Here is a 25,761-nt window from a genome sequence, read left to right as displayed (position 1 = left end):
TCACATAGACTCTTTGATCATCCGCCCATTGCTCGGCTGCACAGGCCGCGCATTGTACGGATAGAGGCGCGAGAACAGCGCCATCTGCTGCGGCGAGGCCGTCATCGGCTGCTTCATCACGATCCACAGCACGTTCTCGGTACACGGCGGCTCGCTGAGCGAGCCCATGTACGTGAAGTAGTCGCGCCGCGCCGGCAGGATCTCGTTCACATTCAGCACGATCGACGGCGTCACGGTCGTCAGCTTTTCCAGCGGCAGATTGTTCCACACGGTCTGGATCATCGGATTGGCATCGCCACGCTCGAGCTGCACCGCCAGCACGGCGATCTTGTTGTCGTAGCTCTTGTGCACCATGTGCACCACCATCTCGGTGCCGCGGCCATTGACGCGTTCTTCGCCCGGGCGGTGAAAGTGAAACTGCTGCAGCTCGTAGGTGGTGCCGCCCACGGTCAGAAAGTTCCCGCCCGCGACATTGACTTGCACCGTGTGGCCGTTGTCGATCTCGTTGAACGAGCTCGGCTGATAGTCGAAGGTGATCTGCTCGAGGTTGACCTTGATGCCATCGCGCAGGTCGATCGGCGACTGGCGATTGCCTGCATTGCAGGCCGCCCATGCGGTATTGATCTTGGACCAGTTCTCGGGCCCGAATTCACCGTCATAACTCCAGTGCGTGCCATTCTTCGGTTTGGCAGCTTCGACGGCCACGGCCGCCACCATTGCGGCTTCCCGCTTGCGGCGCGCGTCAGCCGCTTTGCGGGCACGCGCGGCGTCTTCGGCGCGCAGGGCCTGCTTGGCGCGCAGCTCGGCGAGCTTTTCGGCGATGCGCACCGACAGGTCGACCTCGGTATCCTCTTCGGATTTCGCAGGCGTAGCAGCGGCGGCAGGCGCAGGGGCGGCCGGCTTGAGGTTCGGCCGGATCGACGCGATCGCAGGCTTGGCCGGCTCGGCCACAGGCTTGGCGGTCTTCGGTGTCGGTTCGTTCGCCTGTGCCAGGGCGGTGACCAGGCCCAGGGTACATAGTGCGATCAGGTTACGCATGTGATTTTCGGATAGTTTGATTCTCTCCATCCTTTATCGGACCCGGCGCCTGTAACTTGAGTGCGCTCCGGCAACAAGGGACATTTAAAGTCCCGATTGGCCGGTTTGCTGGCCCGGGCAACAACACTTCGTACCTTCCTTGCATCACACGCTTTGCCCTCGATTACAATTGTTCGATAAACATGACAGCGGCGCCGCCGCGACAGGGAGAGCAGATGCAGGCAGCGTCATCAAAAAAGAACACGATCCACGCAACCGTCGGCGCGGCGCTCTGCGCGCTGCTGACCATGTCCAGCGCGCACGCCGCGCCGGCCAGGGCCGAGCAGGAATTGCCGCCCAGGCTGACGGTGGCCGATGTCGTCAAGGCATCCAAGGCAGCCGAATGGCGCGCGCTCGATCCCGAGAACACGATGTACATCGAGCTGCCAGCGGGCCGCGTGGTGATCGAACTGGCGCCGCGCTTCGCGCCGAACACAGTGGCCAATATCCGCGCGCTGGTGCGCGAGCGCTACTTCGACGGCTTGTGGGTGATGCGCGCGCAGGACGGCTTCGTCGTGCAATGGGGCGACCCGGACGAAGAAAAACCGCGCCCGTTCAAGGCCCCCAGGACCGTGGCCGCCGAATTCACCGTGCCGTACACCAGGAACGACGCCTTCACGCGCCTGAAGGAACGCGACGTCTACGCGCCGCAGGTGGGCCACATCGACGGCTTTCCCGTGGCGCGCAATCCGGCGACCAGGCAGACCTGGCTGCCGCACTGCTACGCGATGATTGGCGTGGCGCGCGACAACGGCGCCGATACCGGCAATGGCTCGCAGCTCTACACGGTGATCGGCCACGCGCCGCGCCACCTGGACCGCAACATCACGGTCGTGGGCCGCATCGTGGCCGGCATGCCGCTGCTCACCGTCATGCCGCGCGGGACTGGCGCCTCGGGCTTCTACGAGAAGGCCGAACAGCGCACGCCGATTGCCAGCGTGCGCATGGCGGCCGACGTGCCGCCCGCCGAACGCAGCAAGCTCGAAGTCATGCGCTCGGACAGCGCTGCTTTCCAGGCCGTGATCGACGCCCAGCGCAATCGCGGTGGACCGTGGAGCAAGGTCGCGGCCGGCGCGATCGACCTGTGCAACGTGCCGATTCCCGTGCGCGAGCAGCCCTGAAGCGACAGGGGCGGCGGCCCAATTTGCAGCCGGGGACGATCCGGGTCTTTTTCGACGGGCTATAATCTGCGGATGAACGCCCCTGCCCCGACCATCCGCCCCATCCAGCAGCTTCCCGACCAGCTCATCTCGCAGATCGCCGCCGGCGAAGTGGTCGAGCGGCCCTCGGCCGTCGTCAAGGAGTTGCTGGAAAACGCGCTCGATGCCGGTTCGACGACGATCACCATCCGCCTGGAAGAAGGCGGCGTCAAGCGCATCGCCATCACCGACAATGGCCGCGGCATCGCGCCCGATCAGCTGCCCCTCGCGCTGTCGCGCCACGCAACGTCGAAAATCGCCTCGCTGAGCGACCTCGAAAACGTCGGCACGCTGGGCTTTCGCGGCGAAGCGCTGGCCTCCATTGCGTCGGTCGCCTCGGTGCGCGTGACCTCGCGCACGGCCGACGCCGCGCATGCGTTCGAGATCGTCGGCTCGCACGAAGGCGTGGTGGCGCCATCCTCGGGCGCCTGTGGCACCACGATCGACGTGCAGGACCTGTATTTCAATACGCCGGCGCGGCGCAAATTCCTCAAGTCCGAACAGACCGAATACGCGCATTGCGCCGAGGTCGTGCGCCGCATCGCGCTGTCGCGCCCCGACGTCGCCTTCAGCCTGTCGCACAACGGCCGCACGATCGACCACTGGAACGTCAGCGAAGCAGCCAAGCGCAGCGCCCACATCCTGGGCAACGATTTTGCCGAAGCACGCTTGGCGCTCGACGAAGCGGCCGGCCCGCTGCACCTGCACGGTTACGTCGGCCTGCCGACTGCCTCCAAGGCGCGCGCCGACGGCCAGTTCTTCTACGTGAACGGGCGCTTCGTGCGCGACAAGGTGCTGGTACACGCGGTCAAGGCAGCCTACCAGGACGTGCTGCACGGCGACCGTTTCCCGGCCTATGTGCTCTCGCTCGACCTCGACCCGGCGCTGGTCGACGTCAACGTGCACCCGTCGAAAACCGAGGTGCGCTTTCGCGACAGCCGCGCGGTGCACCAGTTCGTGTTCCACGCGGTGCAGCGCACGCTCGCGCAGACCTCGGCCACCGCGCACGGCAGCGTGCCGGGGCCGATGACGGCAGCCGAGGTGCGCCCGAGCGGTACGCCGCTCTGGCAGTTGTCGCAATCGCCATCGCAGCTGCAACAGCGCCCGCACGAGCAGACCTCGTTCGGTGCGCAACTGACACAGACCTTCTCGCCATCGCCGTACGCAGCGGGCAGCCGCTGGGACGATGCGGCCACGGGTGGCGGTGTGCCCCAACGCCTTGAAGCCTACGGCGCGCTGTTTGCCTCCGATGCGACCAGCACCGCATCGAGCCCGGCGCCGATGCCGGTACCCATGATGGCCGCCGACAAGCCGCTGTCGAACGACGACTTCCCGCTTGGCTTCGCGCTGGCCCAGCTGCACGGCATCTACATCCTGGCGCAGAACACGCGCGGCCTGGTGCTGGTCGACATGCACGCGGCGCACGAGCGCATCCTGTACGAGCAGATCAAGAACGCGCTGGACGCCCAGGCGCAGGGCCAGGAAATGCAGGTGCAGGCGCTCTTGATCCCGGTGACGTTCTACGCCGACGCGATGGAGGTCGCCACCGTGCACGAGCACGCGGACACGCTGGCAACGCTGGGCTTTGACATCGCGGCCCTGTCGCCCACGACGCTGGCGGTGCGCAGCGTGCCGACGCTGCTCAAGAACGCCGACGCGCAAACGCTGGCGCGCGACGTGCTGCGCGACGTGCGCGAGTTCGGCGGCTCGCGCGTGCTGATCGAACGGCGCAACGAGCTGCTGGGCACCCTGGCCTGCCATACGGCGGTACGCGCCAACCGCATCCTGAGCCAGCCCGAAATGAACGCGCTGCTGCGCCAGATGGAAAGCACCGAACGCGCCGACCAGTGCAACCACGGCCGCCCGACCTGGGTGCAGCTCGAGATTTCTGCGCTCGACAAACTGTTCTTGCGCGGTCAGTGATGGTGGACATGAACACACCGCTGGCCGTGGCCATCATGGGCCCGACCGCCTCCGGCAAGACCGCCGCCGCCCTGCGCATCGCGCAAACGCGTCCTGTCGAAATCATCTCGGTCGACTCGGCCCTGGTCTATCGCGAGATGGACATCGGCACTGCCAAGCCGACGCCGGCCGAACTGGCCGCCGTGCCGCATCACCTGATCGACATCCTCGATCCGCTCGATGCGTATTCGGTCATGCAGTTCCGCAACGATGCGATCCGGCTGGTGGCCGAGATCACGGCGCGCGGCGCGCTGCCCCTGCTCGTGGGCGGCACGATGATGTATTTCAAGGGCCTGGTCGAGGGACTGGACGACTTGCCGACCGCCGACGTGGCGCTGCGCGCCGCGCTCGACGCCGAAGCGGCGCGCATCGGCTGGCCTGGCATGCACGACAAGCTGCGCGCGCTCGACCCCGTCACCGCCGACCGGCTCGCACCGAACGACGCCCAGCGCATCAACCGCGCGCTGGAAATCATCGAACTGACCGGCAAGCCGATGTCGGCGCTGCTGGCCCTGCGCACGAAGCCCGTGCTGCCGTTCAGGCTCGTCTCGTTTGGTCTCGAAACCGATGACCGCGCAGTGCTGCACAAACGCATCGCGCAGCGTTTCGACGCGATGCTGGGCACGCGCGACGACAGTGGGCTGGTGGCGGAGGTGGCGCGGCTGCGGGCGCGCGGTGACCTGTCGCCGCTGCTGCCATCGATCCGCTGCGTGGGCTACCGCCAAGCCTGGGATTATCTCGACGGACGCATCGACCGCGCCACGCTGCGCGAGACGGGCATCATCGCCACGCGCCAGCTGGCCAAGCGCCAGATCACGTGGCTGCGCGCAATGCCCGACCGGATCGTCATCGATTGCCTGGGGCCGGATCCGGCCGGCGCGATGCTGGCGCACCTTGCGCTGTTGGAAAAATGACATGCGCGCTGACTATTTGTGACCCGCACGCGCCCGCGATCTTGACAGGCAGCCACTCACGCCGGATAATACTTGCCGTTGCGGTGATATAGCTCAGTTGGTTAGAGCACAGCACTCATAATGCTGGGGTCGGTGGTTCAAGTCCACCTATCACCACCAAAGATTTCAGGCGATGGCCTGGCTCCAACGAGTCAGGCCATTTTGCTTTTGCCGGTTCCGGTGATATAGCTCAGTTGGTTAGAGCACAGCACTCATAATGCTGGGGTCGGTGGTTCAAGTCCACCTATCACCACCAAAGATTTCATGCGGATGGCCTGGCTCTTACGAGTCAGGCCATTTTGCTTTTGCCCGTTCCAGTGAGACAGCTTCGCTGGTTAGAGCACAGCGCTCATGATGCTGGGGTCGGTGGCTCAAGTCCATCTGTTCAAATTGCCCAAGCCGCTCTGCCTGCAATAGCGCCGGCTTCCGGTGCCTGCAAACGTCCCGCGCCTTTGGCCAAGCCATCTGATTATCCGGCCACGGCGCAGTGACCTCGGATGTCGTACCGGCGATAACACTGAACACTCGGTGCCGCTACCGCTGTTGTGCCTGACCAGTGCACTTGGCGGACACACCAACAATCAACGATGTTTCGGCCACGGCAGCAGTACTGTATTGGAACGATTGCGCATCGTTCACGGCATTCTGCTGCAATCCCGCGACGTCGCGTCGGACCAGGGCAACCCGCATCTGTCAGCAAAGTTTATTTCTCGCATGCCCCCCCTTCCTGATGATCCATGCACGCTGAATTGACGTATAGTTCTCTTGAGAAATATCTGTTTGAAAGCGGGCCAGCATCTTGAAAGGTGGTCGTCATGCAATTCGAAGAGTTTGATTTTTCCAGTACGCAGTCTGCGCGCGTCCTTCCCAATACGTCGGAGGAAGCGTCGCCACCTCAACGATTCCAGTACCTCGTCGACAATACGCCGGCGATCATCTACTGCACCGTTCCCAGCGGCGACTTCAAGATGACGTTCGTCAGCAACAACGCCGTCCATGTGCTCGGCTACCGCCCCGAGCAGATGCTGGCCGATCCGAATTTCTGGTTCGACCACATCCATCCCGACGACGCCCCGCATATTTTTTCCAGCCTGGCGCTCATCTTCACCCAGGGCCAGCGCAGCTATGATTACCGGTTCCGCGCCCACGATGGCAGCTACCTGTGGATGCACGATACGCTGCGCCTGATTCGCGACGAGAATGGGGTGCCGCTCGAAGTGATCGGATCGCTGACCGACATCACGCTGCGCAAGCAGATGGAAGAAGACCTGAAGATCAAGGGGCTCGAACAGCAGGCCTTGATCGCCGAGTTACGCAATGCTCACGAGCAGCTTCTGCAATCGGAAAAGATGGCGTCGATCGGCCAGCTGGCGGCAGGCATTGCGCACGAAATCAATAACCCGGTCGGCTTCGTCAATTCCAATATGGGGTCCCTGAAAACCTACGTCGAGACGCTGCTCGACGTGATCGACCGCTACGAACTGGCGGCGGCGGCGCATCCGCAGCTTGCCGCGCAGATGGCCGAGGTGCGCAATCAAGCGGACCTGGCGTTCTTGAAAGGCGATGTGGTCGACCTGGTGGGTGAATCCATGGACGGACTCAAGCGGGTCAAGGACATTGTGCAGGCGCTCAAGGATTTTTCGCACGTCGGCGAAGCGGTCTGGCAAGTGGCCGACCTTCATCAGGGCCTCGACAGCACCCTCAACATCGTCGCCAACGAAATCAAGTACAGGGCGCGGGTGGAAAAACATTATGGGGACATACCGCCCATCACGTGTCTGTCGTCCCAGCTCAACCAGGTGTTCATGAACCTGCTGGTCAACGCAGCGCAGGCGCTCACGGGCGATGGCGTCATCACGATCCGCACGGGCGGGTCCGGCGGCTGGGTCTGGGTCGAGGTGGCCGACAATGGCAGCGGGATCCCGCCGGACATCATGAAGCGGATTTTCGAACCTTTTTTCACAACCAAGCCGGTCGGCAGCGGTACTGGCCTGGGGTTGTCACTGTCGTATGGCATCGTCAGCCGGCATGGCGGCCGCATCGACGTTGCGTCCGAGCCAGGCGTCGGCACCCGCTTCACCGTGCACCTGCCGGTCACCCCGCCCCAGCAGAGCGCTACAGCAGGATAGCGCCGTCGGCGTTGCGCCGCACGTGCAACATGCCGGGTTCCTCCGCCTCCAGCCGCGCAGCCTCGAGCTCTTGAGCACTGGGCGCGGGGGCTTTTGCTGCCACCAGGCGGGCGCGCAACGCCAGCGCCAAGCGCACGTTTTCTTCGAGCTCGACCGGGTTCCATGGCTTGAGCATGAATCGGAACGCCTGCGCCTGATTGATCGTGTGCAGCATGGTGTCGAATTCCGCCGACGCCGACAACATGATGCGCACGGTATCCGGCGCCACCTCCTTGAGCGCCTCGAGCAACTCCGCACCGTTCAACTGTGGCATCCGGTAGTCCGATATCACCAGGTCAACGTCGCATGTGCAGATATGTTCCAGCGCCGCCATCGGATTGGTGAAGGCGTCGATGTGCAGCTGTTCGTGCTGGAACAGCAGCCGCAACGCGCGCTGCAAGGCATGCAGCACATGGGGATCGTCGTCGACCAGTAAAATCCTGCTCATGCTGCCCCCGTTGGATTGCGCACCCATATCGCGAGGCGGCAGCGCGCTTTTTGCTCGAAGTCGCGCACGTGCGCGATGATGCGCGCGTCGAGCACGTGGTCGGCCGACAACAGCATCAGGCCGTCGCGGCTGACCATGTCGCGCGCCAGCACCATGCCGGGCATCAGCTCGGTCGACAGCATCTCCACCCCGGCACCGATTCCCATCTCGCCGTTGTTCACAACCTGCCGGAACGCGGCCACCACTTGCGGATCGTAGCGCTTGCCGGCCGCATCGAGGATCAACGTGACTGCCTCGTCGGCGCGCAGATGGCGCTGCACCATGGCCCCCTGCTGCAGGTTGTAGTAGTCGACTGCGACGGCGAGGATGCGCGCCCCGATTGGAATGGCGAGCCCGGTCAGGCCATCCGGAAAGCCATTGCCGTCGAAACGCTCCAGCTGGCTGCGCAAGATGGCGGCGCTGCCGCGCAGGTCTTCCAGCGGCATCAAGAGTTCTTCGGCGCGCACCGGATGCCTGCGAAACAGGCCCAGCGTCTCGCCCTGCAATGCCGTGAATGGCGTTTGCAACATGGCGTCGCTCAGGCCGATCTTGCCGATGTCGTGCAGCAGTGCGGCAATTGCCAGATCCTGGCTGTCGCGCGTGTCGAGGCCCAGCACGGCGCCCATCTTGCGCGCGAGCTCGGCAATTTGACGCGTATGACCCGGCAGGTTGTGGGCCCGCTGCTCGATCATGCTCGAAAAAATCTTGATCGTGACGACAAAATTATGGCGCAGCTTGGCGTTGGCGGCGATGGTCGCGGTGTGCTCCAGCTTCAACAGCCGGGTGCGCTCTTCGACTTTCGCCTCGAGGCTCTGGTTGAGCGCGCGCAATTGGGCGTTTTGCTGCACCGTCAGTGCTTCAAGTCGCACTTTTTCCTGCTCCAGCTGGCGCCGCTCGAGTACATCGCGCAGCACCATCAACAGGTCGCCGTCGACCCACGGCTTGGTGATGTAGCGACAGATTTCGCCGGCGTTGACGGCGTCCTGGATGGACTGGACTTCCGAGTAACCGGTCAACAGCAGTCGCATGGTGGCGGGCCAGGCGGCCCGTGCGGCGGCAAGAAACTGCGCGCCGTTCATCTGCGGCATGCGCATGTCGGAAATGATCACGTCAACGGCTTCCTGCTGCAACACTGCCAGCCCGGCGGCGCCGCTGTCAGCAACCAGTACCTGGTAGCCGTTGGCGCGCAACAGCCGCCGCAGCGACGACAGGATGTTGGGCTCATCGTCGACGCACAGCACTTTGGGCTGCGACGCAGGTGATGGGGCGGACGCAAGGGCGTTCATGGCGTCAACACCTGGCACAGCTCCCCAAACAGGGTCACCATCTCGCCGCGCACACGGTCCCAGTCATCGTCTGGCACCGGGATCATGAACGGCAGCACGCAGGACAGCGGCGCCACCGATCCGCCGGGTGCATCGACAACATGGGCGAGCGCATTTGCCAGACCAATGAGCACCGTCAGCGCAGGCTGCGCAGCGTCGCCTGCACACTGGTGGTGACCGGCGACTGCGGCGCCGATCAGGGCGGGGAAATGCCAGTGCGCGGCCAGCGCACTGCCGATGCGTGCATGGTCGATGCCGAGGACGGCATTTTCCGCAAACAGCAGGCTGCAATCGTTGTCGCGGGCAAACCGTGCCACTTGCAGGTATTGTTCCTGGCACTGCGTGGCGATGACCAGCCTGCCGATATCGTGCAGCATGCCTGCGATGAACGCGTGCTCCGGATTGAGCTGCATATACGGCGCCAGCACGCGCGCGCACACTGCTGTTGCTGTGGCATGGCGCCAGAAGCCCACCAGGTCGAAAGCAGCATCGCGGTGCGGCGCGAAATTGCCGATGATCGAGCACGCCGTCACCAGGGTGCGGATGCTGGCGAAGCCAATGATGGACACTGCCTGCTGCACCGTCACCACTTTGCTCGACACGCCGTAGAACGATGAATTGGCAAGCCGCAAAATGCGCGCCGCCAGGGCGGCATCGAGCGTAATGCGCTCGGCCAGCGTATGGATATCGATGTCCTCCTGCTGCATCGCCGCCTGCAACTCCATCACCAGTTGCGGCAGTGACGGCAGTGCGCGCACGCGGTCGATATAGTCGCCCTCCAGCGCGGCGGCACAGCCAGGCGGGGTCGGGCCGGACGGTCCGGCATACGGTTCGGTTCGGATCAGGTCAGCGCTATTCATGTGTCTGCCTCGGGACGAAGGTAAGCAGCGTGCCGCGCGACGCCGGGCGTTCACCCATCGGATAGCGGATGATGTCGTAAGGGTTGTTGTGAATGTCCCGTGCCTCGCTGGCTGGCCTGGCCAGGTGCACATCTCCTGCGTCGCCCAGCACAGCGACCCGCGCACCGAACAGGCGCCGGGCGCACGCGTTGGCAAAGGCAATCATGCCACTGTCATCCACGCCGACCAGTGCCAGCGGCAAGTGCTCCATCAGATCGCGCGCCACCTCGAGGGCTGTTTCTTCAAGACGGATTTGCTCCTGCTTCTCGAGCAACAACTGCTCCAGCTTGCGATTGGCGCTGCATATTTCCAGATGCAGGCGCTGGTTATCGTCGGCAATTTCCTTGATTCTGAAGGCCTCGGCGATATGCCCGCGCAATTGCGTATCGTTCCAGGGTTTGGTGAGAAACTTGAAGATCGCCCCTTCATTGACCGCATCGGTCACGGACTGCAGCTCTGTGTAGCCAGAAAGCATGATGCGAATCGAGTCGGGACAGAGCGCACGCGCCCGGCGCAAAAAATCCACACCCAGCATGCCAGGCATGCGCTGGTCGGAAACGATGACATCGACACAGTGCTTCGACAACACCTCGAGCCCGGCGGCCCCGCTGTCGGCGCAGAACACTTCGTAACCATCGCGCCTGAGCAAGCGGTTCAGCGCCGCCAGGATATTCGGTTCGTCGTCGACCAGCAACAGGCGCCGGTGCGGAGCAGGCGAGCGCAACGCTTGGGGTGGAAGGATGACAGGCGCGATCATCGGCGTGCTCATCGGGATGCCCCGGTGGCGGACACGGGGGACGGCGCGGGTGCGCGAGATTGACCGCAGCCACTGGCCAAAGCCAGCGTGAAGGCTGGTCTGGTCGCAGTGTTGTACCTAGCTGGCATGGCCTGTCCGCCTGACAAAAAACGCTTGGGTGAATTCCGGGGTTGCCGTTGTCGCGACTTAATTATGCGCTCAGTTACATCAAAAAAACATTCTCAATAATAATTTTAATTACCTCAAGACACATGATTCCGATTGATCGTGATAGCGACTCGCCAGCCATACAAAGCGGGGGTCAGGTCTGACAAACGGACACAATCTCAGCCGTAGTACCCGAGCGTCGAGGCTTGCAGACAAGGCCGTGCCCATGCAACAAAAAGCCGCTACATCAAACGATGCAGCGGCTTTTTGTTGGGCCGGCACGGCTGTGGCTCGGCATCAATGCTGTTGCCCCCACCCGACACCTTGTTCTCGGTAGCCCGCGCGCGGCGCTCTGCTTCCTTCTTTCCGACGACCTTCTTCCCGTACCCTTCTTCAATCACCTCAGAGCGGCGTACGCCACTCGCCATCCGGCGCATCCTCATCCAGCGCAAAATCCCCGCGCGCCAGCGCCAGCAGCACCTCGTGCGCTGCCTGCACGTGCTCGGCCGGGACCAGGAGCCGCACGCCGCCCAGCGCGGGCGCGAGCAGCAGGTCGGTCTGCATCAGGTGCGCGTCGGCCAGCATCGCCGGGATGCCGGATGCTTCCAGGCAGCCCTGCGCCAGCGTGGCGTCCACGGGAATCATGTAGCGCGCCACGACATATAAATCGCGCTCGGGCACGGCTTCGACATCGGGGTGGGCGGCGAGCCAGTCGTTCAGGGAGAGCGTGTGCATCTGGGTTCCTTGGCTTAGCGCAGCAGTGCGGGAAGTTGCGACAACAGGTACAGGACCACACCAATCATCCCGCCCACGATGGTGCCGTTGATGCGGATGTATTGCAGGTCCTTGCCGATATTGAGTTCGATCTGGGCCGACATCTCACGGTCGTCCCATTGCTTGACGGTGTCGGCGATGTGGCGCGTGAGATAGCCTGCGAATTCGGGCGCCACGCCGCGCGCGGCGGCTTCGAGGTTCTCCTGCAGCGACTGGCGCAGTTGCGGGTCGTCGCCCAGCGCCTTGCCGATCCAGGCGCCCATGCCGATGATGCGGCGGCGCATGCTCGAATCGTCACTGGCCAGATCGCGCTTGAGCCACGCCTTCAGCTCGGCCCACAGCGAACCGACGTAGCCATTGAACGTGTCGTCTTCGAGCAGGTAGCGCTTGACGTCGTCGGCCTTGGCGATGAAGTCGGGGTCGGCCTTCATGCGCTCGATGAAATCGGCCACGTACTCGTCGAAGCGTTCACGCAGCGGGTGCGCGGGGTCGGCCGCGACCTTGTTGAGAATACCCGACGCCAGGCGCACGGCGATGTCGGCGCCCTTGCGGCCAATGAGTTCGGACGGCAGCATGCGTTCGACCAGCGCGTAGTCTTCCTTGAGCCAGTCGACGATGCCATTGGCGATGGCACCCTGGGTTTCGGTATTGTCCAGCAGATGGGCGAGCTGGCGGATGCCTTCGTCGAGCAGCTGCTGGTGGCGCCGGCCACGCGTCAGGCTCTCGAGAATGGCGCCACCGGACTTCGACAAATCGACGCTGCCCACCATCGTGTGCACCGCGCGCCGGATGACGTTCTGCACCGGCGCATCCTCGATGAAATCGAGCATGAAGGTGGCGGCGCGTACCAGGTGCGCGCCCATCAGTTCGGTGTTGGCGGGTTTCGCCAGCCAGTCGGCCAGCAGTTGCACCGGATCGTGCCGGCGGATCAGCTTGAGGATCGACTCGGTGTCGAGGAATTTTTCGCGCACGAACAGCGCCAGGTTGTCGGCGATCTTGTCCTTGTTGCCGGGGATGATGGCGGTGTGGCGCGAGATGATCGGGATCGGGATGCGCTTGAACAGCGCCACCACCGCAAACCAGTCGGCCAGTGCGCCGACCATCGCGGCTTCGGAAAACGCGCGCAACAGGCCCGTCCACCAGGTCTGCGGCAGCAGCAGGCTGACCACGAACAGCACGGCTGCGCCGACAAAGAAGCCAAGGGCGATCAGTTTGGACTTGCGCAGTTCGTCGTGCTTTTGCATGCGGGGCGGCCCGGCTGTGGCGATGCTGCCATGCTAGCCGACTTTGCCCGCGCGTGACGCGCCGGCTGCCTTCAGCGCATCAGCCCTGCCCCACCCGCACGCGCCTTACGCCGCCACTTCTTCCTCGCACAAGGTCAGCTTCGCGCAGCGCTGTCCATGCAGCTGCGGCAGCAGGAGTTCACTGCGTTCTTCCAGCAGTGCAAACACCTCGTCCTTCGACAGCACATACTGCTCCAGCAGCGTGTCCTTGAGCGACTCCATCATCAGCTTGTAGTCGCGGATCGCGTCCAGCGTGTAGCTGTACAGAGCATCGGCCTTTTCTTCCACCAGCCGCACCGTGTGCTCGCCGCCGATATCCTTCTGCAACTGGCTGTAGTCGATCTTCGAGCGCGAATACATCGACAGGCGACTCACCATCAGGTTGAGCATCTTGGTGATCTTCTCGATGTCGTTCTGGCTGCCCACCGAAATACCGCGCGGACCGTAGAACATTTCTTCGGCTGCGACGCCGCCGTACAGGCCCACTACGTCGCGCTCGAGCTCTTCCAGCGTGCGCAGCGACATGTCTTCGCCCGACTGCAGCACATAGCCCAGCGCACCGATCTTCGACACCGCTTCGGTGCTGATCTTGAGCAGGTGCGAGCGTTCCTTGACTTCGGCCAGCGTCAGGCCCTGGCGCAGGAACGGGTCGATCTGCATGAAGAAGTGGCCCAGCTCGTGCAGGGCGATCCGCTCGCGCTGCTTGTGCTTGTCGAGCGTCGTGGCGCGGTCGGTCAGGCCGATCGTGGCGCGCTCGTAGGCCCGGAACAGCAGGTTCGTGTTGATGATCGTCTTTTCCTGGATCGACAGCATGCTGGCGCGTTCGACCACAGTTTCCAGCAACGCCGGGCTCAGGTTCTGGGTGATCTCGGCGACTTGGTCCAGGTTCAGGTCGTTCCAGTCGACGAGGCCATCCTTCTTGCGCGACAAGAAGCTGCGCAGCAGTTCGCGGCGCTCGGCCTTGTTCGGCAGGCGGAAGTTGATCTTGACCGAGAAGCGGCGCAGCATCGCTTCGTCCATCTCGGTCGAGCTGTCATCGAAGTTCGAGGCGACGATCCAGATGACGCCCGCGCCTTTGTCTCTTTTCACGCCGTCCAGCAGACCGAGCATCGTGTTGGCCGTGTCGTCTTCCCATTTCTTTTCGCTGCGCCCGCGCGGCATGAACAGGCTCTGCGCTTCGTCGAGGAAGATGATGCACTTGCCCTTGGCGCAGGCTTTGCGGTGCAAGGCGTTCAGCGCCTTGGAGCCGCCGCCGACATAGCCCGATTCGAGCGCCGAGCCGGACGCCGAAATCATCGGCAGGCCCAGGCGCTTGGCCAGGTAGCCGACGAGCTTGGTCTTGCCGGTACCGGCCGGGCCGGTGAGCATCACGTTGAACGGCTTGTCGATATTGTGCGACTGGTACTCGGCGCGGTTGCGGATCATTTCTTCCAGATGCAGCACTTCCTGCTTGATGTCTTCCATGCCGATCAGGTCATCCATGCTGCCCTTGAGCTTGTCCGGGCTGATGACCGATGCGCTCATGCCCGTGCCCGGCATGCCGAATTTGATGAGGTACAGCACCAGCAGCACGATCGCGATATTGAACGCGTTCTGCTTGAAGAAGGCGCCGGTGCGCGCCAGCGCGCTTTCGCCTTCGTCCATGACGGCTTCGTGGGCCGCCAGGTAGTCGTCCTTGGCGATCGAATACGGAATCGCGTTCTTGAGCAGCACTTCGCGCTCGAGCGACAGGTGCGAGGTGCTCGGTACCTTGACCACGTTCAGCGCGGCCGAATCCTTGAACTTGTAGATATAACGCGGCGCTTCGGACAGCGGTTTGGCAATCAACAGGTATTCCAGCCGGGCTTTCTGGCTGGCCAGTGCGGTAATCTCGGCGATGTTCTGCGAATGGACCACCGGGCGCGCATCCTGCGGCACATTGGATTTGAAGATCGCCAGCGTCACCAGCATGCCCATCAGGATGACGGCGAGGATGCGGACGTAGACGTTCTTGAATGCAATCTGAAGACGGGAAAAATTGGGCATAAGGTGTACTCGTCGAAAATGCGTGAAGCAAAGAGAGACTGGGGTGCCATACCATCGGTAACGGTGGCCGGCGTCGGCAATGGGCCGACGAATTCGAGGTGTTGCAGCTTGCTTTTTGATGCTTGGCGGCAAGGGAGTAAGAAGACTATACCTTCAAAAAAAACCGCCGGAAATACCAAAAAGTCAAAAACGCACGCGATTTAAGGCGAATGAAAGTCTTGATAAGAGAATTGATTATCCGACTGACAGCATTCGTGATGAGTGTGTCAAATAAATCGGAAATACTTGCGAGAACGGCATGATGAAATGCCTGGAGAATGAATACTTATATTGCTGAGCGCTGCATATTTACCACAGTCAACTTTTTCAGACTGCATGCAATCTGGCGTTATCGGTATCGAAAGTGATGGCTATTTCTGCAACTGCTTCAGAAAAGGCATGCAGACTGGCGCCATTTGGAAAAACCAGCCGGGGAGACTCGGTCAATAAGATGTATTCCACCAAAGTCGACAAATACTCATTCAGACAGGCGTCGGTTAATGGGCACCAGCGCGGCACAGGCCATGCAATTTGATCATCGTATTCCAGTTGCGCGACGTGGCGCCATCACCCAGCCGTTTGCCGAGCGCTGCCGCAGCTGCGCTGTCAAGCAAGCCTTGCGGACACCAGACATAGACAGCGTGACGTCCGGGCGCCATGCTCTCGGGCGCCCAATCCTGGCCGCACAGGTCGGCCGCGAGCGCGCGTTGCGGCTCGCCTGCGAGCAGGAACACGAACAGGCGCGCGTGGTCGGTGGCAACGTGCAGCAAGGGGTTGTCATCGATGATCTCGGCCACTTCATCGCATGCAAACACGAACACCCGCGCACTGACACCCAACTGCAGGGCCATGGCCGCTTCGATCTCTTGCGCCGCATCGTCCGGCGGGACAACGGCGTCGAACACGATATTGCCGCTATTGAGCAGACTGCGCACGCCCGTATGGCCGAGGTCTTCGACCAGTTTGCGCAGGTCGGCCATCGCAATGCGCTTGGCGCGGCCGACGTTCACACCGCGCAGCAGGGCAATGTAGCGCAACCGCGGCGCAGTGTCGGCCCCCATGCTATTGCAACCCTTCCTGGCGCAACGCTTCCTGCACCGCAGGCAGCGTCTTGATGCGCGCATGATAGGCCTGCAACGCCGGCCAGTTATCCAGCGAGAAGCTGGTGAACCCGACCCAGTTCAGGACCGTGAACAGGTAGGCATCGGCCACGGTGAAACTGTTCCCGATCAGGTACCCATCGTCGCCGATCTGGCCCGCCACATACGTCAGTGGCGCCGCCAGCGCTGCCCAGGCCGACTCCTTGGCATCGCTCGACGCGCCCGGTGCGAAGATGGGCGAAAAGCGCTTGTGCAGCTCGGTGGATGTCCACGCCAGCCATTCCATCACTTCGTAGCGTTCGAAGGTGCCGGTGGCAGGCGCCAGCGCGCTTGCCGGTGCCTGGTCGGCCACGTATTGCAGGATGACCTGGCTCTCGGTGAGCAGGTGGCCATCTTCCAGCGCCAGCGCCGGCACATAGCCCTTGGGATTGATGGCCCGGAAATCGTCGCCGTCTGCGGTCAGCTTGGTGCGCAGGTTGACGCGCTCGCTGCCGAACGGCAGGCCGGAGGCGATCAGGGCGATACGGGGTGCAAGCGAGCAGGCGCCAGGGCTGAAATAGAGTTTCACGGGGTTCCTGAAAATAATGATGGATGGCAAAAGCCTACAGTATTTCGGCACCGCCCTCCAGCCACAAGTCGTGCGGCAGGAATGCGACATCTTGCGTCGCCGTCGTGATCGGCCTGCACACCGGTGATACCATCTCCAGAGTATTGAATGGAGGAAACTATGAGCGACGATCACGAGCTGGTCCCTGTGGCCAGCGCCCTGCCGGGGATGGTGCTGTCGGACGAATTGCTCGACAGCCACGGCCTGGTATTGCTGGCCAAAGGCACGGTCTTGAGCGAGGCGATCATCGCGTCGTTCACGCGCCATCAGATCGACATGGTACCGGTGGCGCGCGTCGAAGCCCACCGCGCGCCGGATGCGACCGCGGTGCAAGCGCGGCTCGACATCCTGTTCCGCCGCCACGACCGCGACGACGACAACGACTGGGCCGGCAACCTGCTGCGTCGCTACGTCGAGGATTACCGGCTCGAGCGGCAGGTGGCGCCATGACCCTCGATGAATTGACGGCCGGCCTGGACGACCTGCCCTCGCTGCCTGCTGTCGTGATGGAGCTGCTGGGCAGCATCGACCAGGAAGATGCCGACCTGGCCTTGCTGGCAAAAAAGGTCGCTCTGGATCAAGCGCTGACTGCCAAGACACTGCGCCTGGCCAATTCGTCGGCCTTCGGCCTGCAGGTCAAGGTCACGACGATCCAGCAGGCACTGACGTTCCTCGGCGTGCAAGCCACGCGCAACCTGATCATGGCGGCATCGATCACCGGCTGCTTTCCCAGCGGCCGCTGTCCGGCATTCAACGACAAGGCCTTCTGGCGCTTGTCGATCGCCACGGCTGCCTGCGCGCGGGTGCTGGCGCGGCACATGCATTTCAATCCGGACGTGGCGTTCACGGCCGGCCTGTTGCACGGCATCGGTCGCCTGGTGCTGGTGACGCGTTATCCCGAGCAATACGACGCCGTCCTGCGCGAACGCGAACGCGTCGATGGCGATCTGCTCGAGACGGAGCGGGCCATGCTGGGTGTTGACCACGTGCTGGCAGGCCGCGCGCTGGCCGAGCACTGGCAATTTTCGGATACGCTGCGCCAGGCCATCGCGTTCCATGGTCAACCGGAGATGCCGGGTGCTGGTTTCCTGGCCACCATCGTGCATGTGGCAAGCGCGGTCGCGCATGCGCTCGATCTGGCAGGCTATGCGCTCGAAGTGGTGCCGACCGTGTCGAGTGTCGCCTGGACGGCGCTGGGATTATCCGAGGAAGCGTGGTTGCAGGTGTTCCGCGAGACGGAGCTGCAATTTGAAGAGATGACCACCATCCTGTTGGCGTAGGCCGCAGGACGGAATCAGGTAGTACGGAGAAAACTGCGGTGCGGCGCCACTCAGGCGGCGCCGCGGCACGCCAACAACGAAGGCATGACAGAAACGTCTGCCATGCCCACGATTTCAGTGCGCATAATTACCGGTTTTTGGCGTCACGTCGCCCGACTGGTTTGCCTGACCCTGTGCTGGCTGACCTGCCTGCTGGGCTGCTGCGGCAGCGGCTGCTGCCGCTTTTTCTTCTGGCTTTGGACGGCCTTGTGCATCCGACAGACGGTACTTGGTGCGGCGATCGCCCATCAGGTCACGCAGGTCACGGATGCTCATGCCCGTCACTTCGTGCATGCGGATCAGCAGCGACGCGCCAACTGGCAGGCGGTGGTGACGAATCTTGCTGATCACGGGTGGCGCCACCTCGAGCATGCGCGACAGCGCAGCGTCGTTCTTCAGCTGCATCTTGCCCAGCAGGATGTCGAGCAGATGGTTCGGGTTGTAACTCTCTTGCGACGACAGAGCGTGATGTTGTTGTGCCATGATATTACCTCACGAGTTGGTTAAAATAGTTCCCTTGTGAACCTTAGTAGAAGACAACATGTCTTCGACTTAAGTTCCCGGAACGTGTTCAGGAATTAAACAGGGCGAATCTGAGTAGTTCCTTAAGAATTCCGGTCTTGCGGTGCACCACGTAGTTTCTGCAAGCGCACTTGTCTTTCAAACAAATTATGGCGGCGCGCGCCGGATCGAGGCCGACCCTGCGCACGTGACTCCTTGTCAGAAATCAAGCTAACGTATGGAAAGCTTGTCACGTTTGCATTTCAGCACATGGGGCCACATTGTGGCGCACGCAAGAGATTTCCCTGATAAATTTTTCCAATCAGAATGATCACGGAACTCTTTGATTTACATAGAGAAATAGTTGATGCACGCGATGCCATCTTGCCGAGAAAATAAAGTATGTTCGCTAGCGGACATTTAACATTGTAAATAAAACGATAATTACTTTAAGTAAAGGAACTTAACATTCCTTTTGGAATGATTCGTTCTTTCCTGCCCGTGTTTTTTCCGGGTCAATACCGAATTACGGTAAACTGATCCCCCAGCCTTGTCGGCACAGCAATTCGTCCCCAACTACCCTCTCCATGCAGAAAAAAGTCTTTATCAAAACCTTCGGTTGCCAGATGAACGAGTACGACTCGGACAAGATGGTCGATGTCCTTGGCGCCTCGGACGGGTTGGTACGCACCGACAAGCCGGAAGACGCGGACGTCATCCTGCTCAACACGTGCTCGATCCGTGAAAAAGCACAAGAGAAAGTGTTCTCCGATCTTGGCCGCCTGCGTGAACTCAAGCGCAACAAGCCGGACCTCGTCATTGGCGTGGGCGGCTGTGTCGCTTCGCAAGAAGGCCAGGCCATCATCAAGCGCGCGCCGTTCGTCGATGTCGTGTTCGGCCCGCAAACGCTGCACCGCCTGCCCAAGCTGATCAGCGACCGGCGCGCATCGGGCGTGGCCCAGGTCGATATCGCCTTCCCTGAAATCGAAAAGTTCGACCACCTGCCGCCGGCCAAGGTCGACGGCCCGGTGGCGTATGTGTCGATCATGGAAGGCTGCAGCAAGTACTGCAGCTACTGCGTCGTCCCGTACACCCGCGGCGAGGAAGTCTCGCGCCGCTTCGAGGACGTGCTGACCGAGGTCGCGGGCCTGGCCGCGCAAGGCGTCAAGGAAATCATGCTGCTGGGCCAGAACGTGAATGCGTTCCGCGGCACCATGGAAAACGGCGAGATCGCCGACTTTGCGCTACTGCTCGAATACATCGCCGAGATCCCCGGCGTCGAGCGCCTGCGCTTCGTGACGAGCCACCCGAAAGAATTCAGCCAGCGCCTGATCGACGCCTACGCCAAGATCCCGCAACTGGTGAACCACCTGTACCTGCCCGTGCAGCATGGCTCGGACCGGATCCTGTCGGCCATGAAGCGCGGCTACACGGGCCTCGAGTACAAATCGATCATCCGCCGCATCCGCGCGGTGCGTCCCGACATCACGTTCTCGTCCGACTTCATCGTGGGCTTTCCCGGCGAGACCGAGGCCGACTTCGAGGCGATGATGAAACTGGTGGCCGACGTCAATTTCGACAACAGCTTCAGCTTCATCTTCAGCAAGCGCCCCGGCACGCCGGCCGCGAACCTGGAAGACGACACGCCGCACGAGGTCAAGCTGGCGCGCCTGCAGCGCCTGCAAGCCCTGATCGACGCCAACACCCGCAAGCACAGCGCCGCCATGGTCGGCACCGTGCAGCGCGTGCTGGTTGAAGGATATGCCAAGAAAGATGCAACCCAGCTCCAGGGGCGCGCCGAGAACAACCGCGTCGTCCTGTTCCCCGTGGATGCGACCAATGTCCAGCTCATCGGCCAACTGGTCGATGTGCGCATCAGCGCCAGCCACGATTATTATTTGCGCGGCGAACTCGTCGCCAACCTTGATACGATTGCCATCGCCAGTTGAAAACACAGCCAACCCAGCCCTCGTACTTCATTCCTGAGCCGCTCGACAACACGCGGCTTGCCCACCTGTGCGGTCCACTCGATGAAAACCTGCGCCAGATCTCGGCCGCGCTCGACGTGACCGTATTTCGCCGTGGCGAAAAATTCATCGTCACTGGCGACAACGCCGAGCGCGCCGTCGAATTGCTGGAACGCTTCTACGCGGTCGCCAACAAGGTCGTGCCGATCGAAGAAGTGCAGCTGGCCCTGGTCGAGCAGCGCGCCGGCATCAAGCCGCGCAGCCTCGACGCACCGGGCGGCGAGCCGCGCGCCATCAAGGGCGTCAAGGCGGTCAAGGCCGTACCCGACATGGCGCAGGACGAAGTTGCGCCCAATGACACCGACAGCCCGGCCCTGAGAACCCGCCGCAGCGACCTGCGCGGGCGCACCCCGCACCAGATCCAGTACCTCAACGATGTGCTGAACCACGACATCGCCTTTGGTGTGGGCCCGGCCGGTACCGGCAAGACCTACCTGGCCGTGGCCTGCGCCGTGGACGCGCTCGAACGCGACGCCGTCAAGCGCATCATCCTGACCCGTCCGGCAGTCGAGGCCGGCGAGCGCCTGGGCTTCCTGCCGGGCGACCTGGCGCAAAAGGTCGACCCGTACCTGCGTCCGCTGTACGACGCGCTGTACGACCTGCTCGGCTTCGATCGCACGCAAAAGCTGTTCGAAAAGCAGGTCATCGAGATCGCCCCGCTGGCCTACATGCGCGGACGCACGCTGAACCACGCGTTCGTCATCCTCGATGAGGCGCAGAACACGACCGTCGAGCAGATGAAGATGTTCCTGACCCGTATCGGCTTTGGCAGCAAGGCCGTGATCACGGGCGACGTGACCCAGGTCGACCTGCACAAGAACCAGCGCAGCGGCCTGGTCGACGCCATGCACGTGCTCAGGGATGTGCGCGGCATTGCCTTTTCCCAGTTCTCGAGCGTGGACGTGGTGCGCCACCCGCTGGTCGGACGCATCATCGATGCCTACGAATCCGACAATTCGGTACAGGAACTGGCCGATCTCCCCAAACCGATCCCGGTGAAAAATGCAAGAAAAAAAACATCCGCTTGAACTCGAGGTGCAGTTCGCCGACCCGCGCCTGGAAAGCCTGCTGCCCGAAGCCACGCTGCGCACCTGGGTCGAGTCTGCCCTGCTCGGCCCGGCCGAACTGACGATCCGGTTTGTCGACGCGGCCGAAGGCCAGGCGCTGAACCTCGCGTATCGGGGCAAGGACTACGCGACCAACGTCCTCACCTTCGCCTACAACGAAGATGAAGACCTGGCCGAGGACGATCCGGTCAAGGCCGACATCGTCCTGTGCACCGACGTGCTGCAGCGCGAAGCCGACGAGCAAAAGAAAACCGTCGAGGAACACACGGCGCACCTGGTCGTGCACGGCGTACTGCACGCGCAGGGCTGGGACCACGACAACGATGACGATGCCGAAGAAATGGAACAGTTCGAGCGCGACATCATGGAAGTGCTGGGGTTCCCGGATCCGTATGCGGACTGAGTGAAGACAGCTTGAACGTCAGCCTGGCCTGAGCGGCGGCGCACCTGCCGCTCAGGCCGCACGCCTGCATCAAAAACAGGCAATGTGCCTTTTGGTGTATCCTACGCCCATCGCAACAACGGCTTCTCGCCAACTATGCCCGAGTATCCCAGTGACGTCCGTCCGGACGCCAAACCCCATCGGTCCCTGCTGGAAAGGTTGACCGCATTCATCTCCCCCGAGCCTGAAAACCGCGCAGAGCTGCTTGAAGTCCTGCACGACGCCCACGAACGCAACCTTCTCGATGCCGACGCCCTGTCGATGATCGAAGGCGTGTTCCAGGTGTCCGACCTGTCCGCGCGCGACATCATGGTGCCCCGTTCCCAGATGGACGTGATCGATATCACGAAGCCCATCGAAGAGTGGATGCCCTACGTGCTCGAGACCGCCCACTCCCGCTTCCCGGCCATTGAAGGCGAACGCGACAAGGTCGTGGGCATCCTGCTGGCCAAGGATTTGCTGCGCTATTACGCCGAAGAATCGTTCGACGTGCGCACCAAACTGCGTCCGGCTGTGTTCATCCCAGAATCGAAACGCCTGAACGTGTTGCTGCGCGACTTCCGCGCCAACCACAATCACATGGCGATCGTGGTCGACGAGTATTCCGGCGTGGCCGGCCTGATCACGATTGAAGACGTGCTCGAGCAGATCGTCGGCGACATCGAAGACGAATACGATTTCGACGAAGAAGAAGACAACGTGATCTCGATCCGCGAAGGCCAGCTCGGTCCGCGCTGGCGCGTCAAGGCGCTGACCGAGATCGAACAGTTCAACGACGAAGTCGGCACCAGCCTGCCGGACGACGACGTCGACACCGTCGGCGGTCTGGTCGCCAGCCACCTCGGCCACATGCCCCACAAGGGCGAAGTGGTCGATCTGCACGGTGTGCGCTTCGAAGTGCTGCGCGCCGACGCGCGCCAGATCCACGTCCTGCTGGTCGAAAAACTGCCATTGGCGGACGACGAACACGACTGATGCTGCGTCGCCGTACCTCTCCAGCCGCAGCGCCGGTTCCGGCGCTGCGCGCCAACAAGCCCTCGGCCCTGCTGCTGCTGGGTGCCGCACTTGCCGGCGCCTCGTCCCTGCTGTCATTCCAGCCGGTGGGCTGGTGGCCACTGCAATTCCTGTCCCTCGCCTGGCTGTTCTACCAGGTCGGCATGAGTCCGTCCGTCAAGCGCGCCACGCTGATCGGCTGGGCCTTCGGCTTTGGCTGGACGCTGGCCGGCGTGCACTGGCTGTATGTCTTCATGACCGATTTCGCCCACTTGCCGGCCGTGCTGGCGGTGGTGGGCTTGACGCTGCTGTGCCTGTACATGGGCCTGTGGGGCGCCTTCACGGCGGGCGTGGCGACCTGGCTGCGCCGCCGCTGGTCGTTGCCGGTGGCCGCCTTCCTGCTGCTGGTGCTGCCCGTGACCTGGGGCGTGTCGGAATGGCTGCGCGGCTGGGTGTTTACCGGTTTTCCGTGGGCCTCGTCGGGCTACGCGCATGATCTCGCCCCACTGGCTGGTTATGCGCCGCTGATCGGCGTGTACGGCATGGGCATCGTCGTGGGCATCATTGCCGGTTGTTTCGCCATGCTGACCCAGCGTTCGCGCTGGCCGGCAATGGGTTTGATGGCTGCCCTGCTGCTGGGCGGTGCAGGTCTGCGCACGGTCGAGTGGACGCAGGATGTCGGCCAGCCGATCAGCGTGCGCCTGCTGCAAGGCAATATCGCGCAAGACCGCAAGTTCGACGCCGAATTCCTGAACAGTATCCTGACGCGCTACCAGGGCCTGATCACGGCCGCACCGGCCGACCTGATCGCCACGCCCGAAACGGCGATCCCGACCTTCCCGCAACACCTGCCCGACGGTTACCTGGCCGGTCTGCAGCGTTACGCCACCACCAGCGGCAGCACGCTGGCCATCGGCATGCCGCTGCTGGACGGTCCGGGCAAGTACGGCAACAGCCTGGTCACGCTGACCCCGCAGCCCCAGGCCACCGTGTACCGCTACGACAAGGCGCACCTGGTGCCGTTCGGCGAATTCATCCCGCCGGGTTTCCGCTGGGTGACGGACATGCTCGACATTCCGCTGAACGACGCCACGCGTGGCGCCGCGCTGCAGGCGCCGTTCGCCGTCAAGGACCAGCTGGTGCTGCCGAATATCTGCTACGAAGACGTGTTCGGCGAAGAGATCGCCTACCAGCTGCGCAACGCGCCGCAACCGGCGACGCTGCTGCTGAACGTGTCGAACCTGTCGTGGTACGGCCAGTCAGTCGCCATCCCGCAGCACCTGCAGATTTCGCGCATGCGCACGCTGGAAACGGGCCGCCCGATGCTGCGCGCGACCAACGACGGTGCCACTGCCATCATCGACCGCCGCGGCAATCTCACGCACGCGCTGCCGTTCTACACCGACGGCGTGCTCGCCGCCACCGTGCGCGGCGCGACCGGCATGACGCCGTTCATTCGCCTGGGGAGCGCGTCGTTCCTGCTGCTGGGGGCATGCATGCTGCTTGGCGCGTGGTTTGCAGGGCGGCGTTATCTGCGCACAAAAGCGTAAGGTGGACGGCATCGCCGCCCACCCCGCCCAAATCCCTTCCCAGAGGGTACGAAAAATTCAGTAGAATTGGCCATTTGGCAAACATACCGCGTTCACGGCCCACGGGCCGCGTCCCACTCGACATGCTCACATTCCAGCAAATCATCCTCACCCTGCAGTCCTACTGGGACAAACAGGGTTGCGCACTGCTCCAGCCCTACGACATGGAAGTCGGCGCCGGCACCTTCCACACCGGTACCTTCCTGCGCGCGATCGGCCCGGAGCCATGGCGCGCCGCCTATGTGCAGCCATCGCGCCGCCCGAAGGATGGCCGCTACGGCGAGAACCCGAACCGCCTCCAGCACTATTACCAGTTCCAGGTTGCGCTGAAACCGGCGCCCGAGAATATCCTCGACCTGTATCTCGGTTCGCTCGAGGCATTGGGCCTGGACCTGAAAAAGAACGACGTGCGCTTCGTCGAGGATGACTGGGAAAGCCCGACGCTGGGCGCCTGGGGCCTGGGCTGGGAAGTCTGGCTCAACGGCATGGAAGTCACGCAGTTCACCTACTTCCAGCAAGTGGGCGGGCTCGATTGCAAGCCGGTGCTGGGCGAGATCACGTACGGCATCGAGCGCCTGGCGATGTACCTGCAGGGCGTCGAGAACGTGTACGACCTGGTCTGGACCGAGTGGCAGGAAGACGGCAAGACCAAGTCCCTGAGCTACGGCGACGTGTTCCACCAGAACGAGGTCGAGCAGTCGACCTACAACTTCGAACACTCCAATACCGAGATGCTGTTCCAGGCATTTGCGAACCACGAATCGGAAGCCAAGCGCCTGGTCGAACTGGCGCTGACGCTGCCGGCCTACGAGCAGATCATGAAGGCCTCGCACAGCTTCAACCTGCTGGACGCGCGCGGCGCGATTTCCGTGACCGAGCGCGCCGCCTACATCGGCCGCGTGCGCACGCTGTCGCGCCTGGTGGCGCAAGCCTATTTCGACTCGCGCGAAAAGCTGGGCTTCCCGATGGCGCCACAAGCCAAGCCAGCCGAACCAGCCGCTGACCAAGCCGCAGCCTGAAA

At 62.8% G+C, this 25,761-nt stretch carries 23 protein-coding genes and 2 tRNA genes; 14 read left to right on the top strand and 11 right to left on the bottom strand.

From position 1 onward, the window contains the following. On the bottom strand, positions 1–1,038 hold the full coding sequence (locus IFU00_02390) for a carbonic anhydrase family protein (GenBank protein ID MBD8541128.1): 1,038 nt from the start codon (positions 1,036–1,038) through the stop codon (positions 1–3). Between the two features lie 215 nt (positions 1,039–1,253). Here IFU00_02390 and IFU00_02385 point away from each other — a divergent pair, with 215 nt between their 5' ends. From IFU00_02385 to IFU00_02360, 6 genes are all read left to right on the top strand, one after another. Beyond that, entirely contained in the window at positions 1,254–2,198 is a 945-nt protein-coding gene (locus IFU00_02385) for a peptidylprolyl isomerase (GenBank protein ID MBD8541127.1), read from the top strand. Between the two features lie 72 nt (positions 2,199–2,270). Next, positions 2,271–4,199 carry a DNA mismatch repair endonuclease MutL gene (mutL, locus tag IFU00_02380; protein ID MBD8541126.1) on the top strand — a complete coding sequence of 643 codons (1,929 nt, stop codon included), beginning with the start codon at positions 2,271–2,273 and terminating at the stop codon, positions 4,197–4,199. Between the two features lie 8 nt (positions 4,200–4,207). Further along, the gene (miaA, locus tag IFU00_02375; GenBank protein MBD8541125.1) at positions 4,208–5,152 is read left to right on the top strand and encodes a tRNA (adenosine(37)-N6)-dimethylallyltransferase MiaA; all 945 of its coding nucleotides are present in this window, start codon (positions 4,208–4,210) and stop codon (positions 5,150–5,152) included. 82 nt (positions 5,153–5,234) lie between these two features. After that, positions 5,235–5,311, top strand: a tRNA-Met gene (locus tag IFU00_02370). Between the two features lie 59 nt (positions 5,312–5,370). Beyond that, positions 5,371–5,447, top strand: a tRNA-Met gene (locus IFU00_02365). Between the two features lie 559 nt (positions 5,448–6,006). Further along, positions 6,007–7,320, top strand: coding sequence for a PAS domain-containing protein (locus IFU00_02360; protein MBD8541124.1), 1,314 nt, complete (start codon positions 6,007–6,009; stop codon positions 7,318–7,320). Here the strand turns inward: IFU00_02360 and IFU00_02355 are convergent. From IFU00_02355 to gstA, 9 genes are all read right to left on the bottom strand, one after another. Further along, the gene (locus IFU00_02355; GenBank protein ID MBD8541123.1) at positions 7,307–7,807 is read right to left on the bottom strand and encodes a response regulator; all 501 of its coding nucleotides are present in this window, start codon (positions 7,805–7,807) and stop codon (positions 7,307–7,309) included. The two genes, IFU00_02360 and IFU00_02355, sit on opposite strands and share 14 nt — an antisense overlap. Further along, positions 7,804–9,132: a response regulator gene (locus tag IFU00_02350; protein MBD8541122.1), complete on the bottom strand. Its 1,329-nt coding sequence runs from the start codon at positions 9,130–9,132 to the stop codon at positions 7,804–7,806. The genes IFU00_02355 and IFU00_02350 overlap by 4 nt, the downstream gene beginning before the upstream one ends. Continuing rightward, positions 9,129–10,031, bottom strand: a complete 903-nt coding sequence (locus IFU00_02345; protein MBD8541121.1) for an HDOD domain-containing protein — start codon at positions 10,029–10,031, stop codon at positions 9,129–9,131. The genes IFU00_02350 and IFU00_02345 overlap by 4 nt, the downstream gene beginning before the upstream one ends. Beyond that, positions 10,024–10,839: a response regulator gene (locus IFU00_02340; protein ID MBD8541120.1), complete on the bottom strand. Its 816-nt coding sequence runs from the start codon at positions 10,837–10,839 to the stop codon at positions 10,024–10,026. Before IFU00_02340 ends, IFU00_02345 begins: the two co-directional genes overlap by 8 nt. Before the next feature lie 537 nt (positions 10,840–11,376). Beyond that, positions 11,377–11,709, bottom strand: a complete 333-nt coding sequence (locus IFU00_02335) for a DUF2007 domain-containing protein (GenBank protein ID MBD8541119.1) — start codon at positions 11,707–11,709, stop codon at positions 11,377–11,379. A 14-nt stretch (positions 11,710–11,723) separates the two neighbouring features. After that, entirely contained in the window at positions 11,724–12,992 is a 1,269-nt protein-coding gene (locus IFU00_02330; protein MBD8541118.1) for a DUF445 family protein, read from the bottom strand. Between the two features lie 105 nt (positions 12,993–13,097). Continuing rightward, positions 13,098–15,056, bottom strand: a complete 1,959-nt coding sequence (locus IFU00_02325) for an AAA family ATPase (protein ID MBD8541117.1) — start codon at positions 15,054–15,056, stop codon at positions 13,098–13,100. Positions 15,057–15,592: 536 nt separating this feature from the next. After that, the gene (locus IFU00_02320) at positions 15,593–16,156 is read right to left on the bottom strand and encodes a DUF1697 domain-containing protein (GenBank protein MBD8541116.1); all 564 of its coding nucleotides are present in this window, start codon (positions 16,154–16,156) and stop codon (positions 15,593–15,595) included. Between the two features lies 1 nt (position 16,157). After that, positions 16,158–16,763, bottom strand: coding sequence for a glutathione transferase GstA (gstA, locus tag IFU00_02315; GenBank protein MBD8541115.1), 606 nt, complete (start codon positions 16,761–16,763; stop codon positions 16,158–16,160). A 159-nt stretch (positions 16,764–16,922) separates the two neighbouring features. Between gstA and IFU00_02310 the strand changes: the two genes are divergently transcribed. Together IFU00_02310 and IFU00_02305 are read left to right on the top strand one after the other, a co-directional pair. Continuing rightward, positions 16,923–17,252, top strand: coding sequence for a hypothetical protein (locus IFU00_02310; GenBank protein MBD8541114.1), 330 nt, complete (start codon positions 16,923–16,925; stop codon positions 17,250–17,252). Next, positions 17,249–18,082 (top strand): HDOD domain-containing protein, encoded by an 834-nt coding sequence (locus IFU00_02305; GenBank protein MBD8541113.1) that lies wholly within the window; start codon positions 17,249–17,251, stop codon positions 18,080–18,082. Before IFU00_02310 ends, IFU00_02305 begins: the two co-directional genes overlap by 4 nt. Positions 18,083–18,196: 114 nt before the next feature. On the opposite strand, the gene IFU00_02300 is transcribed toward IFU00_02305, so the two are convergent. Next, complete coding sequence (locus IFU00_02300; GenBank protein MBD8541112.1) at positions 18,197–18,604, bottom strand: hypothetical protein; 408 nt, start codon at positions 18,602–18,604, stop codon at positions 18,197–18,199. A 605-nt stretch (positions 18,605–19,209) separates the two neighbouring features. Here IFU00_02300 and miaB point away from each other — a divergent pair. The 6 genes from miaB to glyQ all read left to right on the top strand — a co-directional run bounded on the left by miaB (position 19,210) and on the right by glyQ (position 25,759). Continuing rightward, the gene (gene miaB, locus IFU00_02295; protein ID MBD8541111.1) at positions 19,210–20,571 is read left to right on the top strand and encodes a tRNA (N6-isopentenyl adenosine(37)-C2)-methylthiotransferase MiaB; all 1,362 of its coding nucleotides are present in this window, start codon (positions 19,210–19,212) and stop codon (positions 20,569–20,571) included. Continuing rightward, a complete protein-coding gene (locus tag IFU00_02290) occupies positions 20,568–21,677 on the top strand; it encodes a PhoH family protein (protein ID MBD8541110.1) in 1,110 nt (369 codons plus the stop codon). The genes miaB and IFU00_02290 overlap by 4 nt, the downstream gene beginning before the upstream one ends. Beyond that, positions 21,652–22,119 (top strand): rRNA maturation RNase YbeY, encoded by a 468-nt coding sequence (gene ybeY, locus IFU00_02285; protein MBD8541109.1) that lies wholly within the window; start codon positions 21,652–21,654, stop codon positions 22,117–22,119. The genes IFU00_02290 and ybeY overlap by 26 nt, the downstream gene beginning before the upstream one ends. A 135-nt stretch (positions 22,120–22,254) precedes the next feature. Further along, positions 22,255–23,133 carry a CBS domain-containing protein gene (locus tag IFU00_02280; GenBank protein MBD8541108.1) on the top strand — a complete coding sequence of 293 codons (879 nt, stop codon included), beginning with the start codon at positions 22,255–22,257 and terminating at the stop codon, positions 23,131–23,133. After that, complete coding sequence (gene lnt, locus IFU00_02275) at positions 23,133–24,701, top strand: apolipoprotein N-acyltransferase (GenBank protein ID MBD8541107.1); 1,569 nt, start codon at positions 23,133–23,135, stop codon at positions 24,699–24,701. Before IFU00_02280 ends, lnt begins: the two co-directional genes overlap by 1 nt. Positions 24,702–24,823: 122 nt before the next feature. After that, positions 24,824–25,759 (top strand): glycine--tRNA ligase subunit alpha, encoded by a 936-nt coding sequence (glyQ, locus tag IFU00_02270; GenBank protein ID MBD8541106.1) that lies wholly within the window; start codon positions 24,824–24,826, stop codon positions 25,757–25,759. Positions 25,760–25,761 lie beyond the last annotated feature (2 nt).

The sequence above is a fragment of the Oxalobacteraceae sp. CFBP 8761 genome (genome assembly GCA_014841595.1).
Taxonomy (GTDB): domain Bacteria; phylum Pseudomonadota; class Gammaproteobacteria; order Burkholderiales; family Burkholderiaceae_D; genus Telluria.
Note: the sequence above shows the minus strand (reverse complement) of the source record. Positions and strands in the feature narration are given on the sequence as shown.

Excerpts from the sequence above, each read along its gene's own strand:
- IFU00_02390 (MBD8541128.1), bottom strand. The coding sequence starts at position 1,038 with ATGCGTAACCTGATCGCACTATGTACCCTGGGCCTGGTCACCGCCCTG.
- IFU00_02385 (MBD8541127.1), top strand. The coding sequence starts at position 1,254 with ATGCAGGCAGCGTCATCAAAAAAGAACACGATCCACGCAACCGTCGGC.
- mutL (MBD8541126.1), top strand. The coding sequence starts at position 2,271 with ATGAACGCCCCTGCCCCGACCATCCGCCCCATCCAGCAGCTTCCCGAC.
- miaA (MBD8541125.1), top strand. The coding sequence starts at position 4,208 with ATGAACACACCGCTGGCCGTGGCCATCATGGGCCCGACCGCCTCCGGC.
- IFU00_02360 (MBD8541124.1), top strand. The coding sequence starts at position 6,007 with ATGCAATTCGAAGAGTTTGATTTTTCCAGTACGCAGTCTGCGCGCGTC.
- IFU00_02355 (MBD8541123.1), bottom strand. The coding sequence starts at position 7,807 with ATGAGCAGGATTTTACTGGTCGACGACGATCCCCATGTGCTGCATGCC.
- IFU00_02350 (MBD8541122.1), bottom strand. The coding sequence starts at position 9,132 with ATGAACGCCCTTGCGTCCGCCCCATCACCTGCGTCGCAGCCCAAAGTG.
- IFU00_02345 (MBD8541121.1), bottom strand. The coding sequence starts at position 10,031 with ATGAATAGCGCTGACCTGATCCGAACCGAACCGTATGCCGGACCGTCC.
- IFU00_02340 (MBD8541120.1), bottom strand. The coding sequence starts at position 10,839 with ATGAGCACGCCGATGATCGCGCCTGTCATCCTTCCACCCCAAGCGTTG.
- IFU00_02335 (MBD8541119.1), bottom strand. The coding sequence starts at position 11,709 with ATGCACACGCTCTCCCTGAACGACTGGCTCGCCGCCCACCCCGATGTC.
- IFU00_02330 (MBD8541118.1), bottom strand. The coding sequence starts at position 12,992 with ATGCAAAAGCACGACGAACTGCGCAAGTCCAAACTGATCGCCCTTGGC.
- IFU00_02325 (MBD8541117.1), bottom strand. The coding sequence starts at position 15,056 with ATGCCCAATTTTTCCCGTCTTCAGATTGCATTCAAGAACGTCTACGTC.
- IFU00_02320 (MBD8541116.1), bottom strand. The coding sequence starts at position 16,156 with ATGGGGGCCGACACTGCGCCGCGGTTGCGCTACATTGCCCTGCTGCGC.
- IFU00_02310 (MBD8541114.1), top strand. The coding sequence starts at position 16,923 with ATGAGCGACGATCACGAGCTGGTCCCTGTGGCCAGCGCCCTGCCGGGG.
- IFU00_02305 (MBD8541113.1), top strand. The coding sequence starts at position 17,249 with ATGACCCTCGATGAATTGACGGCCGGCCTGGACGACCTGCCCTCGCTG.
- IFU00_02300 (MBD8541112.1), bottom strand. The coding sequence starts at position 18,604 with ATGGCACAACAACATCACGCTCTGTCGTCGCAAGAGAGTTACAACCCG.
- miaB (MBD8541111.1), top strand. The coding sequence starts at position 19,210 with ATGCAGAAAAAAGTCTTTATCAAAACCTTCGGTTGCCAGATGAACGAG.
- ybeY (MBD8541109.1), top strand. The coding sequence starts at position 21,652 with ATGCAAGAAAAAAAACATCCGCTTGAACTCGAGGTGCAGTTCGCCGAC.
- IFU00_02280 (MBD8541108.1), top strand. The coding sequence starts at position 22,255 with ATGCCCGAGTATCCCAGTGACGTCCGTCCGGACGCCAAACCCCATCGG.
- lnt (MBD8541107.1), top strand. The coding sequence starts at position 23,133 with ATGCTGCGTCGCCGTACCTCTCCAGCCGCAGCGCCGGTTCCGGCGCTG.
- glyQ (MBD8541106.1), top strand. The coding sequence starts at position 24,824 with ATGCTCACATTCCAGCAAATCATCCTCACCCTGCAGTCCTACTGGGAC.